The organism is Agarivorans sp. B2Z047 (assembly GCF_023373605.1).
Taxonomy (GTDB): Bacteria; Pseudomonadota; Gammaproteobacteria; order Enterobacterales; family Celerinatantimonadaceae; genus Agarivorans; species Agarivorans albus.
In genome coordinates, this window is sequence record NZ_CP088080.1 from 3,400,142 (window position 1) to 3,415,484 (window position 15,343).

Here is a 15,343-nt window from a genome sequence, read left to right on the forward strand (position 1 = left end):
GCCTAATGGATTTGAACTATGAAAAAGCTTTCGATAATTTCATTGTCTCTTGCACTTACCGCTTGTGCGAGCCAACAAGCCTCTCAATCTAACGACCAAACTCTGGAACAACTATCAGCGCTTTCGGCTCAGCAGGCTTCAGTGTTAAGCCAATGCGAGTCGATTTCTGAGCAACTAGCAGCTCAACAGCAACGTTTTGATCAGCTTGAAGATAAAGTGGTGGCAATAGCCCCAGTGCCAGTTGCAACCTCCAAATCAACCCCGCAGAGCTGCAGCAAGCAAACAAGCTACAAGCTTGGCAACAAAACCGTGTTAGGTGAATCTGAATGGGTAAGTTTAGAAGGGCAAAAAAATGCCTTCCAAGCACGTATTGATACTGGTGCGGCAACATCATCACTTAACGCCACCAACATTGTGAAATTTGAACGTGATGGTAAGAACTGGGTACGCTTTAACATGCGCCACAATACCCTTGATAGCGATATTATTGTGGAGCGCCCTGTAGTGCGCACTGCAGAAGTTACTCAATCATCAACCAACAAAGTGGATAAACGCCCAGTTGTTTCGATGTTAGTTAAGTTAGGTCCAATTTCAGAAAAGACCCAATTTACCCTAACCGACCGCAACCACCTTAGTTACCCAGTGCTACTAGGACGTAGCTTTCTAAAAGATATAAGTGTGGTAGATATAAGCCAAAAGTTTACCCAAGCGAAGCCGACATTTAAGGATTAATGCCCATGAGTTCTCGCAACATATTTTACTTTATTGTCACCCTGTGCATGCTGATAGGAATAAGCATGACACTCTACCGCCATGTTCAATTTGAAGTGCCTTGGTTTCCTGGCGAAAAGCGCCAGATTTGGTCAATTGAAGCCAAGGTAGAATTTGACGCCAAAGGCGAAAGCGTTGAAGCAGTGCTTGCTTTACCATTAACCCAACGTGGCTATACACGTATTCATGAATCGACAGCGTCATTAGCTTATGGCTTATCTTTTGTAAACGACCAAGATAACCCCCGCGCCATCTGGACTAAGCGCACAGCCGACGGCCATCAAGAGATGTACTATAAAGTAGACTTCTTGGTAGACCCGAAAGCAGCAGATATTTATCAGCCGAAAATGCCTGATACACCGTTTACCGAATATCCAGAACCCTACTTCACCGCTGCTAATCACTTAGCTAAGCAAGCCGAAGAAGTGTCAGCTGATGCCTATAGCTTTACTCGCGAGCTCATTAAAGCTCTAACCGGTGAAACTGCCAGTAAAAGCCAAAATACCGGTTTAATTTTAGATTACAAACCTAAAAACCGTTTAGTGGTAGACCTACTAAATAATGCCGATGTTCCTGCGCGTATTGTTCGAGGCTTACAGCTAGAAGATGGCCGCCGCCGTCAAGGCATTACTGAATACATTCAGGTTTTTAAAGACGAAAATGACTGGCAGATTTTTGATTTAGCAACCGGAACTCAAGGCCGGCCAGACAACACCCTATTGTGGGAATACAATGGCAATAGCTTGCTAGAAGTTGTTGGTGGTAAAGACTCACAAGTGACCTTCTCTATGTTACTGGTTGAGCAAAGTGCCCAATCAGCCGTTGCCCCTAAAATTAGCGAAGCTGATTTTCTTAACTTCTCTATTGATAGCTTACCTTTAGAAGAACAAGCGCTATTTAAAGGCATTTTGCTTATTCCAATTGGCGTATTAATGGTGGTTTTGCTACGTGTACTTGTTGGCCTTAAAACCTCGGGTACCTTTATGCCAGTGCTAATCGCCATGGCATTTATGCAAACCTCACTAATGACTGGTTTAATCGGATTCCTACTGGTAGTTGGAACAGGCCTAGTGATTCGTGGCTACCTATCCCACCTAAACTTACTCTTAGTCTCGCGAATATCCGCGGTAATTATTACGGTGATCGGTATTATCTCTATCTTCAGCGTAATGAGTTTTAAAGTAGGCTTAACGGAAGGTTTGAAAATCACCTTCTTCCCAATGATTATTCTTTCCTGGACCATCGAACGAATGTCGGTACTGTGGGAAGAAGAAGGCCCTAAAGAAGTAGTTATGCAGGGTGGCGGTAGTTTACTAGTAGCCGTTCTCGCTTTCCTAGCGATGAACAACGAATACGTTCGCCACTTAACCTTTAACTTCATGGGCATTCAATTCATTGTACTAGGTATTATTTTGATTCTTGGTAACTACACTGGATACCGCCTATTAGAACTACGTCGCTTTAAGCCTCTCGCGGATAAGGAGGGCTAATGCTTAGTCAATTCACTAGCCCTTTTAAACTTGCCCGCAAGGGCATCATGGGGATGAACCAGCGCAATACTGGCTATATAGCCCGGTACAACCCGCGTAAGCTTTATCCACTAGTCGACAATAAACTTAAAACCAAGATTATTGCTCAGCGAGATGATGTCACCATACCAGCACTTATTGGCGTAGTGCGCACTCAACATGATATTCAATCAATCATTCCCTTACTGCACAAACACCCTGGCTTTGTGATAAAGCCAGCTAAAGGCTCTGGTGGTAAAGGTATATTGGTTATTACTAAGCAAGAATCTGGGGTGTTTTTTAAACCCAGTGGAGCTCCAGCTCATGAAGAAGATGTGAAGCGTCATTGCTCAAACATCTTAGCCGGTTTGTTCTCACTTGGCGGCAGCCCCGATGTTGCAGTAATTGAAGCACTAATTGAGTTTGACTCTTGTTTTGATGGGTTTAGCTTTGAAGGTGTGCCAGATGTTCGGGTAATCGTTTTTCAGGGTTACCCGGTGATGGCAATGATGCGCCTGTCTACAGCAGCTTCAGACGGTAAGGCTAATCTACACCAAGGCGCTGTAGGTGTTGGTATCGATATCGGTTCTGGGCGAGCTTTACATGCAGTTCAATTTGATAGACCGATAGAAAAACACCCTGATACAGACCGACCGCTAAAAGAATTAGTGGTTCCTCATTGGCAGCGCTTGCTTGAACTCGCATCTAGTTGTTATGAGATGTCGGGGATGGGTTATTTGGGTACCGACATGGTATTGGATAAATCGAATGGCCCAATGCTATTAGAACTTAATGCCCGACCAGGCCTGGCTATCCAAATAGCCAATGGCGAAGGTATTTTGCCTCGTCTTAAACTTGTAGAAAAGATCATTGCCGAAGGTATTGAACGCAATCCGCTCGAGCGAGTTGAGTTCAGTAAAACTGAATTTTCTAGGTAGATTTGCACGTAAGACTAAAACAAAAAAAGCACCCATAATGGGTGCTTTTTTATTCTAGAGCAATATCAAAAGTATTAGCTACCTTCGTTATGCAACTCTAGGTTTGCTACTTCTTCGTGAGCCTGAACAGCCTTTGCATCATTGTTGCGTAGCTGATCCAAATAGTTCAAGTAGTCTTGGTCAATATCGTTAGTTACATATTTCCCATTGAATACTGAGGTTTCAAAAGTTTGGATCTCAGGATTACTTTCACGACAAGCCACAATTAGGTCTTCTAAGTCTTGGAAAATAAGACCGTCAGCACCAATCAACTGGCAAATTTCGTCAACTTCGCGGCCATGAGCAACCAACTCGTTAGCCGAAGGCATATCAATACCATATACGTTCGGGAAACGGATTTCAGGAGACGCTGAAGCAAAGTAAACTTTGTTTGCACCTGCTTCACGAGCCATTTCAATAATCTGCTCAGAAGTAGTACCACGAACAATCGAGTCGTCAACTAACAGTACGTTTTTGCCTTTAAACTCTACATCAATCGCGTTCAATTTACGGCGAACCGATTTACGACGCTGAGTTTGCCCCGGCATAATAAAGGTACGGCCAATATAGCGGTTTTTAACGAAACCTTGGCGATACGGTAAATCAAGATGCATGGCAATTTGTAAAGCCGTGTCACAGGATGTCTCAGGAATTGGGATCACTACATCAATATCTAAATCATCCCATTCTCGAGCAATTTTCTCGCCTAACTTGGTGCCCATGTTAACCCGAGCGCCATATACCGAAATTTTATCGATGATTGAATCAGGGCGAGCAAAGTATACATATTCAAAAATACACGGGTTGTGAGCCGCATTTTCAGCACATTGCTGAGTAAATAACTGACCATCTTCAGTTACGTACACCGCTTCACCTGGCGCTACGCTGCGCACAAACTCAAAACCAACTGCATCAAGTGCAACACTTTCTGATGCCACCATGTATTCCATTTTCTCTGGATTTTCATCGCTGGTTTTCTTACCCAGTACCAAAGGACGAATACCGTTAGGGTCACGGAATGCCACCATACCTTGGCCAATGATTAACGCTGCTACGGCGTAAGCACCACGAATTTTCTTGTGTACACGGCTAACCGCGGTGAACACTTGTTTTTCGCATAACTCATCTTCCACAATGCTATCTAGCTCATGGGCTAGTACATTAAGCAGCACTTCTGAATCAGAAGTAGTGTTGATGTGACGTCGAGCGCGCTTAGCCATCTCTTCGCGTAACTCTTTAGCATTGGTTAAGTTGCCATTGTGTGCCAAGGCTAAACCAAAAGGAGAGTTAACATAAAAAGGCTGAGCTTCTGCTGCGCTAGAGCTACCTGCGGTTGGATAACGCACGTGACCAATACCCAAATTACCACGTAAACGCTGCATGTGTTTAACTTCAAACACATCTCTTACCAATCCGTTGGCTTTGCGTTGTTTAAACATACCTTCGGTAATAGTAACGATACCCGCAGCATCCTGACCACGATGCTGTAAAACTGTTAGCGCATCATAAATCGCTTGGTTAACGGGACTAGCACCGACAATGCCGACAATACCACACATGAAGCTTTTCCTTATTAAGATTGGTAGTTATGTAAAAAACTAGAAGAATCTTTTAAAAACTCAAAAAACCATTGAACAATCACGGTGAATTCGGGAATCAATAACGACCCTTTCCACCATGAGGATTCTGGAAAACCGGTAAACGACAATACAAACAGCAAAGCGCTTACCACTAATGCCCCTCGGATAGCCCCAAAACAGATCCCCAGTACCCTATCGGTACCGGTTAAACCCGTTGAGTTGACCAAGTGACTAAATAAGTAATTAACCAGCGCACCAAGTACAAGGGTGGCTATAAACAGCAAAACAATGGCTACGCCACTGCGATAATAGGGATTTTCAATGAGAGTGAAGTAACTGGATAGATCGTGATAAAACTGCGATGCGATGAAAAAAGCCGCTACCCAAGAGACCAGCGACAGGGCCTCTTTAACGAAGCCGCGAACCAAGCTAATTAATGCCGACAATACTATTACGCCGATGATGACGTAGTCTACCCAAGCCATAAATTTTCTACTTGTTGAAAAACGCTGCGAATTCTACCAGAAACAAAAATAAAATGCGTGCTTGTATTTTTTCATACTTACTTAAACAAAGGATCAAACTCGCGAATTTTTCCGCTTAAGCCTGTGAGTTCCTTCAATTTACCTTGTTGCTGTTCTAATGTTTTTTTAGATACATTTGGCCCCACAAACACCCTGTTTAGCTCCCCTTCTACAGCGGGCTCTGGATATGAGTGAGCTTGAAAACCGGCTTCTCTTAGCTTTGCAACCAAACGCGTAACATTTTGAGAGTTTTTAAATGTGCCCAGTTGAACAATATAGGCCGGCTTAGCAAATTCAAGCTGTGGTGCATCCACTGGCTCAGTGGCTGGCTTTGTTTCACTAACTGTCGAAGTGCTCGTTGCCTGTTCTGAACTAGCTTCTTGCTCGGTGCTACTTTCATCATCTGCAATATCAGTAGCGACCAATTCTTGCTCATTGGGCAAGTCGATAAGCAGAGGGGGGAGTGAGTCAACTTTTGGCGCAAAAGGGATCGCATTGAACTCTTCTTCAACTCGCGTTTTTTTTCCATCAAGAATATCAGGAATAATGATTACTCCCAACGCGACCAAGAAGATGGTGCCCACTAAGCGGTTTTTAAACTGTGCAGTCAATGTGAACTCTCTGCTGTTGCTGAAGAAGACAATTCTAATATCTCAGCCACGGTAAAAAAAGAACCAAACACAATTAACATGGTGTTATCGTCTAATAGTTTGAGGGCAGCAAAATAAGCCTGAGCCAATTGCGGGTAACGAGTTAAGCTTGCTTGAGAAGCTAAGCAACTCGCCAATGCACTACCGTCGTCACCACGAGGTCCAGCTAAACCGCTAATATGCCACTGATCTACCATGCCAACTAAAGGCTGTACCGACTGTTGCATATCTTTATCACCCAGCATCGCGCACAGCGCAATAATTTTTCGGCCATTAGCTAGCGAGGGTAATTGAGAGGATAAGTAATTAGCAGACTGCGGATTATGTGCCACATCTACCACGACCAATGGCTTGTCAGAAATGACTTGCAAGCGACCAGCAAGCTGCCACTCTTTGATTGCTTTAGACAAATCGGCGCTAGGTATTTCAAGCCCCAAGTGTTCTAATGTAGCAATAGCAGTGCCCGCATTCACTAAAGGCAAACGGGGATAAGGCAGACCTTGGTAGTTCAATTTTACGCCATGATAAGCCCAGCTATCCGCCTCTTTTTCCAGTTGATATTCTTTCCCAGCGGCTAGTTGATTACAGTTGAGTTGTGCCGAACATTCCAAAACACTGGAAACTATATTGCAGTCCCCTACTACCACTTTACCGTTTTCACGAAATATACCAGCTTTCTCGCGACCAATTTGCTGTATGTCGTCACCCAACCAATCTACATGGTCAACTGCAACGGTTGTAACCACACTCACATCAGGCTCGACAATATTGGTAGCATCTAAACGTCCGCCTAAGCCGACTTCTAAAATGACATAATCCAAAGGCTGCTGGGTAAACATCCAAACGGCAGCAAGCGTACCAAACTCAAAATAACTTAAACTGGTTTCTTGGCGAAGCTCTTCAATGGCAGAAAATGACTGGCAAAATGCATCGGCTTCGGGCAGTTGACCGTTTATTCTGACTCGCTCTCGATAATCCAGGATATGTGGTGAGCTATAAACAGCGACTTGATACCCTTGCGCAACCAAAATCTGTTCAAGTAGCGCGCAGGTAGACCCTTTACCATTAGTGCCAGCCACCGTAATCACCGTAGCATCTAAATGGCGTAGTTTTGCGTGCTCAGCCACTTTGGCAACCCGCTCTAAACCTAAATCAATCGCGCTATGATGCTGGGCTTCTAAATAACAAAGCCAGTCTGCAAGAGACCGGCTTTGAGTTTCTTTCTTAGACGACATATTATTCTTTTTCGTTGGCAGAAATAGTCGGTCCTAAATCTTCATCAGCATCGATAGGCTCAACCAACACCTCGGTATCCGTGCTTACAATGCCCATCATTTTTGAAGCCATTCCAGCAATGCGGTCACGCATGTTACGGCGGTCAATAATGATGTCGATAGCGCCTTTCTCGAGCAAAAACTCACTGCGCTGGAATCCTTCAGGTAGTTTCTCGCGAACGGTTTGTTCAATAACGCGAGGACCAGCAAAACCAATTAAGGCTTTTGGCTCGGCAATATTAATATCACCCAGCATTGCAAAGCTGGCAGATACACCGCCCATGGTCGGATCCGTAAGCACTGAGAAATAAGGTAAACCTTTTTCACGCATTTTAGCCAACGCCGCCGAGGTCTTCGCCATTTGCATTAGCGAGAACAAGGCTTCTTGCATGCGTGCACCACCACTGGCAGAAAAACAAATCAAGGCGCGGTTTTCTGCTAAGCACTTATCTACCGCGGCTACAAAGCGTGCACCCACTACCGAGCCCATAGAGCCACCCATATAGGCAAACTCAAAGGCACAGGCCACTACAGGCAAACCCTTCAGCTCACCTTTCATTACTACTAATGCGTCTTTTTCACCAGTATTGCGCTGAGCGCTGGCAATACGGTCTTTGTATTTTTTGCTGTCTTTAAACTTAAGCTTATCGCGAGGCTCTAGCTCTGCCGCTAATTCTTCACGACCATCTTGGTCTAAGAAGGCTTCTAAGCGGTCACGAGCACCAATCCGCATATGGTGGTCACACTTGGGACAAACATTGTGGTTACGTTCTACCTCTGCACGGTATAAAGTTTGCTCACAGGAAGCACACTTGGTCCATACACCTTCTGGAATATTGCGTCGCTTACCAGAAGCACTTTTACTTTTCGGAAGAATTTTCTCTAACCAACTCATCGGGAACCTTACTTCTCAATAGGCGATAAAATCGCCGTGATAACAGAATGCATTGAATGGCGGCAATTAAACCACAATTGGCCAAAATATTTTACATAAAACTGGTCTAACCCTTCATTATCGTACAGTTTTTTTTAACTTGCTGGCAAAAACAACGGTCCGATGGGCAAATTTGGTAAATCAAATTCTTCGGGATAATCAACTTGCACCAAATACAAACCAGCAGCTTTGGCAGTGGCTGCAGCTTGAGCGCGATCTTTTACTGCCAATAACTCAGCAATCCATTCTACTGGTCGCTCTTGCTGGCCTACTTTCAATAAACTACCAACAATATTTCTAACCATGTGATGCACAAAAGCATTGGCTTTAATGTCCACCACTACATAATCGTTGTAGCGGCTCACTTTTAGATGTTCAACTCGGCGGAATGGACTGCGGCTTTGACACTGCACAGCACGAAAAGAGGTGAAGTCTTGTTCCCCAAGCAGCGCTTGCCCTGCTTGTTCCATCAACTCTATATCTAGCGGCTGATGATAAAAGCTCAAGCCTTGATTAAGGATTGCAGGGCGAAATCGGCTGTTATAGATAACGTAGCGATAGCGACGGGCAGTAGCGCTAAAACGCGCATGAAATTGGTCGCTAACCGGTTTAGCCCAGCGCACGGCAACATTTTTTGGCATGTTAGCATTTACGCCTAATGTCCAAGCCGCCATTTTGCGCTCAACGGGCGAATCAAAATGCACCACTTGTCCGGTTGCATGGACGCCGGCATCGGTTCTACCTGCACATTGAACCTCGATCGGGCTATTAGCCACGATAGATAGGCTAGATTCTAATTCTTGCTGGATTGATTGAACGTCTCGTTGGCGTTGCCAACCAAAATATCCGGCACCATCATATTCGATGCCTAAAGCGATGCGCATAAATTACCACTGATTGTATCTTTGGCGGCTATGATAAAAAAATGACAGCACAAAGTCACCGCTTTATCAGCACCCTCTGTTGAATAGCAGATACAAAAAAGGCAGTGATAAGATCACTGCCTTTTTCCGTATAACTAAGTTTTAGCTAAAGCGAGAAAGTAACTCCTCGGCTTCTTTTTTCAAACTTTTATCTTCGCTAATTAGCACTTCTTGAAGAATTTTCTTAGCGCCGTCTTGATCGTCGATCTCCAAATAGGCTCTCGCTAAATCAAGCTTGGAAGCCATTTCGGCATTTGCGTCAACATCAACGGCAGGTTGCTCTTGCGGCAACACGTCTGGGAACGAATCAAGCTCTACGTCTAGGCTCGGGCTGTCGTATGGATCGGCTTCGTCGGTACTGTCTTCGTCTGCATCATTTAGAAGCATATCGATGTCGACAAATTCTCGTTCTTCGATGTCGCTACGAGAAGGAAGTTCATCTTGTTCAGTTGCTTCAGCATTTTCATTGAAAGCATCTGAACCAAAACTGGCAAACATGCTATCAATGTCATCATCAGAAACTTCATCTTCTTTATCTTCCGTATCGTCACTAAGCGAATCTGTGGATAGCTCAGGCGTCTCTTCCTCAGCCAGAGGCTCGAGCGCTAGGTCTTCAAGCTCGCTTTCAAAATCACCGATATCGGTAACGTTATCGGCAACTGCTTCAGCAGCTTCCTCCGCAGCCTCAATAGATGGATCTTCAAGTTCCAGTTCGGTTAAATCAACAAAGTCATCATCTAGGTCAAAGGCTTCTGGCTCTTCGACAGCAGAAGTTTCAGACTCTGCAGCGTCACTTACTTCTTCAGCAGCACTTAATGCTGCTAAGTCAGCGGCAGCGTCTTCAAGCGTTCCTGACTCACCGTCTAAATTCTCAAACTCATCTTCTAGGCTAGCAGTTGGGTCTTCAAGCGTAGTTAACTCGTCTTCGTCTAGTTCTGCTGATAAATCAATGTTGTCTAAATCGACTTTTTCTTGCTCACTAACTTCCGATAACTCAGCTTCCATTTCTTGCTGCTGTTTTAGCGCATCTTCAAATGAAAGTTCATCGTCATCAGCCGGGCCTTCTTCGCTCACTTCAAACAAGTCTTCCTCGTCGTCCATGGCTAAGGCAGCGGCAAGGTCATCGGCGCTAATTACCGCATCAGGATCTTCTTCCGCTGAGCCTTCTTCCTCAAGTGCATCATCTAACGATGGAACAAGGTCGTCAGATTCAAAGGCATCTAAAGCCGCCATTTCACTGTCGTCTAAAGAAATCTCACTAATCGGGTCAGCTTCTTCTTGCGCAGCAGCAAAGTCTTCAAAGCTAGCTTCTTCAATTTCGGGCTCTAAATCATCGGTATCATCTTCAAACGATTCAGGCTCTGGGATCGTTTCATCTACACTTAGATCTGGCTCATCTTCTTCAAACTGACTATTTAAGTCTTCGGTTTGTTCATCTTCAGGCTCTAAGTTGTCGCTAAATAGCTGTGAAAACTCATCATTTTCATCATCCATCATATTGATGGTTGATTCAGCCATTTCCTTATCTTGCTCTTCTAGCTCTTTTTTGGCCTTACGTCTAAACAGCAAGGTAATCACTAGTGCAATAAGCAGAATTGGAATAAAAATCACTAAGCCAATATTTAAAGGTGAAGAAAAGAAGCCCGAGCTGCTTTCTTTGTCCATCTCACTGGCGTCAATTTTTGGTTTTTCTAGCAGTTGCAATATTTGAGTTTGATTGCGACGGTTTTCGTTTAACTCTTCACGAATACTGGCTAGCTCATCGCTTAGCTCTTGAATGCGCATTTTCATGCGATGGTTTACTTCAGCCAAACCTACCATCTGCTGGCTAGATTCATCCATTTGCTGTTTTAGTACATCAAATTCTTGACGTTTTAACTGCTCTAGCTCGTCAATTCTCGTTTCTAGGCGATCACGTAAGGAGTCTAAATCTTTTTGGGTTTTTTCTAAGGCTCCTGTATCTGCCATTGGGCGAGCGGGAGTAACCGCTTTAGGCGTAGCAACTGGCGTAGTCGTTGTAGTAGTTTGTGCTGCCGGTTTATTACCCACCACTTTAGTGGTTTTCTTCGGCGCTAAGGCTCTTACCGCAGCTTGATGGTTAACCGCTTGCGCTTCTTCAAGCGTAGGAAGCGAAAGATAGCTACCATTGATAATGGAATTAATATTGCCGTTATTAAAGGCTTGAGGGTTTTTATTCAATATTGCGAACATCATTTGATACACGCTGATTGAACGGGAAGGACGATTTAAACTCGCAATAGCCCATAAAGTGTCATTGCTGCGCACCGGCCCATATGTTTGTTGTTCAGGTTCACCAACAACTTCGTCTGGCCCCACTAACTCAACATAAAAGGTACCCGTTTCTTGTGCGATGGCTGTACTGAGAGTTGAAAATGATAAAACAGCCGACAATGCAACGAGGGAAATCTTCCGCCCCATAGTTTTTCCTTGTTTTCTTCCTGGAGACTGAATCGCTTCAATCCTTTGTTATTGCTTTAATATAACCAGCTAACAATCAGCGATCTAGCGAAACAACTAACAGTTTACGCCTAGATCGCATTTTACTACGCTTTTCCTCAACTAGAGTTATCGGCGCATTGACAATTATCTAAACATAAATCGCTTAAATATATTGTTTTATTAAAGTTTCTGCGATTAAAGCGGCGTTCGCTACCACACCTGATTGCGGGTTATTGGCCATTAAAGTTAAGTTAACACCATTTTCTGTATTTGGATTTTGGCGTAAACGGCTTAGAACTACCGATTCGCTGTTTGCAATGTTACTTACCGGCGTAACCAGTTCATCTTCTACCAGTTCAAAAGCTTGGTGGTTCGTTAACCATTCTTTAATGCTTAGCAAATCTAAGGAATAGGTTCCGTACAAATGCAGTGACAAAGTATCACCGTAGAATACCGGAACATGTTGCGCGCTTACATTGATGCTAAGCTCAGGAGACTGCAACATGGCTCGACACTGTTCACTTAACTCAGCCTCAAATTGGTTAGCACCCAGCAACACTTCCTCGCCCTGCTCTGGCAATAGGTTAAACGCAAGTTGTTGAGCAAACAGTTTAGGCTCAACCGGCAAACCGTTTAGCAAACGCGCTGTTTGTCCTGCTAGCTCATCAACACCCGGCTTACCTTTATTCGCCGCGCTCAGCATAGCATTTACTTCTACTCGTTCTAACTCAACATCTTGTTGGATTATGTGCAGTAGCAAGGCTAGTTGTCCGGCTAAACTACTTGGGCAATTTAACCAACGCTCAGACAAACCTTCAGCCACTTGCTCAGGGTTAACCGCGGCATGCACCCATGAGTAAGCCTCTTTGTTGGCATGCACCATGTCGATAATCACACAACCAAGTTGGCGGGCCTGTTCAGCTATATCAACGGCTGCTTCTTCACTAGAGAGCAACCAAGCTACACTCACTTCCGACCAATTAACTAACTGTGCTTCAGCAATTTCAAGGCTTTGACCTTGCCACTTTAAGCGACTTTCCTGCTCTTCTTCGTCGAGCTCTTCTGCTACGTCGATGTTTAAAGGGAAAATCTGCGCAGCAGGAAACTCTCGTTGCTCTAGTAGGCTTAGCAACTGCTGACTTTGCTCACTTTCTGCACCGATAATTGCGACATTATGAAACTGTTGCATTACTTGTTCTCTTGAATGTTAAAGCCAAGCGCACCTAGGTTTGCTTGCTTATGTTGATTAACCACCTGCAAGGCAGAAAACTCTCTGCGTTGCGGATAAAATTTGCGGAGCTTATCAAACCCTGAAGGGCTTGCTCCATGCTGGCGAAAACGGCGATCGTCAGCAAAAATGTTGTAAACCAGTTGGGTCAATTTTGTTAGCTGAGAATCACTTAACTCCCCTTTGAGGGTAATCTGCGAAAACTCAGGCTCAGGTAACAGCTGCTCACTTAAATCGTTAGCTTCAATCTTTAATGCTTGGCACATGGCTTGGTACACCATACTGGTGCCACGCATTTTCCCCTCTAAGCTATAACCAGCAATATGCGGAGTGGCAATAAAGGCATGCTTCACTAACGGCTCAAGTATAGTGGGTTCACCTTCCCATACGTCCAATACCAATAGCGGTGATTGCCCTTGCGCTGCAAGTTCTAGCAAGGCTTGGTTATCTATGACCTCCCCACGACAAGCATTAACCAAAATCTGCTCTGGTGTGAGTTTGCTAAGAACCTGTTGATTAAACAGATGATATGTGGGGTGCTTACCCGTAGCAGTAGATGGTACGTGTAAACTAATAACGTTGGCACCAAGCACCTGCTCAAAGCTTACCGAATTATCGAGAGCTCCTTGCTCAGCAAGTGGTGGATCATAAAGCATTACTTGCATACCTAAAGCTGCAGCACGCTTTGCCACTTGTGAACCGGTGTTTCCGGCACCAACAATCGCAATGGTTTTTCCCGCTAGTGATTGCTGGCGATACTCAGTGGCTGCTAACAAAGCAGTTGCTACATACTCCCCTACAGCAATCGCATTGCAGCCTGGGGCGCTAGCAAAAGCAATGCCTCGCTCAGCTAAATAGTTTTGCTCTACATGTTCGATGCCAATGGTGGCGGTACCAACAAACTTTAATTTGTTAGCTTGAGCAAGGAGCTGCTGATTTACCTTGGTCACTGAGCGAACTAATAAGGCGTCAGCATCAACTAACTGCTGCGGCTGCATAGTTCGGCCATCTACAGCCACAACTTCACCGTGTTGACTTAAAATTTGTTGAGCAAAGGGAATATTTTCGTCGACAACTATCTTCATTGCGTATGCTATTGGAGGCTACCTAATTTTTGAGGTGGGCAATCTTACCACGCGTTATAAATTCCATAAAAAAAAAGCTGCCTAAAGGCAGCTTTTTTCAAACAAATTTGATTTAGTCTTGGAAACGTTCGATTACAAGCGTGGCGTTAGTACCACCAAAACCAAAGCTGTTAGACATTACGCGATTTAACTTCGCGCTCTTGGCTTCATTAGCCACAATGTTCAAACCTTCGGCTTTTTCATCCAAGGTATTGATGTTAATGCTTGGTGCAACGAAGTCATTTTCCATCATCAGCAAAGAGTAAATTGCTTCGTGAACCCCTGCCGCGCCTAATGCATGACCAGTCATCGCTTTAGTTGCGCTAATTAATGGGCTGTTGCCACCAAACACTTCTTGAATTGCACCCAACTCTTTCACATCGCCTACCGGCGTTGAAGTACCGTGGGTATTTACGTAATCAATGTCACCTTCTAGCCCTTGCATAGCTTGACGCATACAACGCACTGCGCCCTCACCAGATGGCGCAACCATATCGTAACCATCAGACGTTGCACCATAACCCACTACTTCACCGTAGATTTTGGCACCACGTGCAAGCGCATGCTCAAGCTCCTCAACCACAACCATGCCGCCGCCGCCAGAGATAACAAAACCATCTCGGTCTGCATCATAAGTACGTGAGGCAAGCTCTGGGTTGTCGTTGTATTTAGTCGACAATGCGCCCATAGCATCAAATTCCATGGCTAGGGTCCAGTGAAGCTCTTCACCGCCACCAGCAAAAACAACGTCTTGCTTGCCTAATTGAATAAGCTCTAAAGCGTGGCCAATACAGTGAGCACTGGTTGCACAAGCGCTGCTAATTGAATAGTTTACGCCTTTGATTTTGAACGGTGTCGCTAAGCAAGCAGAAGTGGTGCTCGACATGGTTCTAGGTACCATGTAAGGACCAACACGACGCACGCCTTTGGCGCGCAAAATATCAGCCGCTTCTACTTGGTTTTTAGACGACGCACCGCCAGAGCCAACAACTAAACCGGTACGCTCGTTTGATACTAAGTCTTCAGCTAGCTTGGCATCTTCAATAGCTTGTTGCATTGAAAGGTAAGAAAATGCTGCAGCGTCGCCCATGAAACGCATGGTTTTGCGATCAACATGCTCAGCTGGGTTAATTTTTAAATCACCCCATACTTGGCTACGTAAGTTTTGCTCGGCAAACTCAGGTGAATGGGTAATTCCCGATTTACCTGCTTGTAAGGATGCTAATACTTCTTCTTTATTGTTACCGATACTAGATATAATGCCTAGCCCGGTGATAACTGCTCTTTTCATCAGATGGTCTCACGGGTTGTATTTGCTGCTATGTTACCGATTTTGCAGCCTAATCTGGTCGGATGAGAGTACACGTGTACGCTTAAATTTTCTAGTAAA

13 protein-coding genes are annotated in these 15,343 nt (G+C 44.6%); 3 read left to right on the forward strand and 10 right to left on the reverse strand.

Annotated elements, in window-relative coordinates; genetic code table 11:
- The first annotated feature begins 18 nt into the window (after positions 1-18).
- Genes LQZ07_RS15445 through LQZ07_RS15455 form a run of 3 tightly spaced genes read left to right on the forward strand, consistent with a single transcriptional unit; the run spans position 19 to position 3,217 of the window.
- Positions 19-732, forward strand: coding sequence for an ATP-dependent zinc protease (locus tag LQZ07_RS15445; RefSeq protein ID WP_152781075.1), 714 nt, complete (start codon positions 19-21; stop codon positions 730-732).
- 5 nt (positions 733-737) lie between these two features.
- Positions 738-2,261: an inactive transglutaminase family protein gene (locus LQZ07_RS15450; RefSeq protein WP_040307570.1), complete on the forward strand. Its 1,524-nt coding sequence runs from the start codon at positions 738-740 to the stop codon at positions 2,259-2,261.
- On the forward strand, positions 2,261-3,217 hold the full coding sequence (locus LQZ07_RS15455) for an alpha-L-glutamate ligase-like protein (RefSeq protein ID WP_016403408.1): 957 nt from the start codon (positions 2,261-2,263) through the stop codon (positions 3,215-3,217). The genes LQZ07_RS15450 and LQZ07_RS15455 overlap by 1 nt, the downstream gene beginning before the upstream one ends.
- Before the next feature lie 74 nt (positions 3,218-3,291).
- Here the strand turns inward: LQZ07_RS15455 and purF are convergent, their stop codons facing one another.
- The 10 genes from purF to fabB form a co-directional block, all read right to left on the reverse strand.
- Positions 3,292-4,815 (reverse strand): amidophosphoribosyltransferase, encoded by a 1,524-nt coding sequence (gene purF, locus LQZ07_RS15460; protein WP_016403409.1) that lies wholly within the window; start codon positions 4,813-4,815, stop codon positions 3,292-3,294.
- A gap of 14 nt (positions 4,816-4,829) precedes the next feature.
- Entirely contained in the window at positions 4,830-5,321 is a 492-nt protein-coding gene (locus LQZ07_RS15465; RefSeq protein WP_016403410.1) for a CvpA family protein, read from the reverse strand.
- A gap of 77 nt (positions 5,322-5,398) precedes the next feature.
- Complete coding sequence (locus LQZ07_RS15470) at positions 5,399-5,971, reverse strand: SPOR domain-containing protein (RefSeq protein WP_152781077.1); 573 nt, start codon at positions 5,969-5,971, stop codon at positions 5,399-5,401.
- Entirely contained in the window at positions 5,968-7,245 is a 1,278-nt protein-coding gene (gene folC, locus LQZ07_RS15475) for a bifunctional tetrahydrofolate synthase/dihydrofolate synthase (RefSeq protein ID WP_152781079.1), read from the reverse strand. The genes LQZ07_RS15470 and folC overlap by 4 nt, the downstream gene beginning before the upstream one ends.
- Before the next feature lies 1 nt (position 7,246).
- Positions 7,247-8,179 carry an acetyl-CoA carboxylase, carboxyltransferase subunit beta gene (accD, locus tag LQZ07_RS15480; protein ID WP_152781081.1) on the reverse strand — a complete coding sequence of 311 codons (933 nt, stop codon included), beginning with the start codon at positions 8,177-8,179 and terminating at the stop codon, positions 7,247-7,249.
- 134 nt (positions 8,180-8,313) lie between these two features.
- Positions 8,314-9,102: a tRNA pseudouridine(38-40) synthase TruA gene (gene truA, locus LQZ07_RS15485; RefSeq protein ID WP_152781083.1), complete on the reverse strand. Its 789-nt coding sequence runs from the start codon at positions 9,100-9,102 to the stop codon at positions 8,314-8,316.
- Between the two features lie 141 nt (positions 9,103-9,243).
- Entirely contained in the window at positions 9,244-11,580 is a 2,337-nt protein-coding gene (locus LQZ07_RS15490) for a FimV/HubP family polar landmark protein (RefSeq protein ID WP_152781085.1), read from the reverse strand.
- A 184-nt stretch (positions 11,581-11,764) separates the two neighbouring features.
- On the reverse strand, positions 11,765-12,790 hold the full coding sequence (locus tag LQZ07_RS15495; RefSeq protein ID WP_152781087.1) for an Asd/ArgC dimerization domain-containing protein: 1,026 nt from the start codon (positions 12,788-12,790) through the stop codon (positions 11,765-11,767).
- Positions 12,790-13,914, reverse strand: a complete 1,125-nt coding sequence (locus LQZ07_RS15500) for a 4-phosphoerythronate dehydrogenase (protein WP_152781089.1) — start codon at positions 13,912-13,914, stop codon at positions 12,790-12,792. Before LQZ07_RS15500 ends, LQZ07_RS15495 begins: the two co-directional genes overlap by 1 nt.
- 112 nt (positions 13,915-14,026) lie before the next feature.
- A complete protein-coding gene (gene fabB, locus LQZ07_RS15505; RefSeq protein WP_016403418.1) occupies positions 14,027-15,244 on the reverse strand; it encodes a beta-ketoacyl-ACP synthase I in 1,218 nt (405 codons plus the stop codon).
- Positions 15,245-15,343 lie beyond the last annotated feature (99 nt).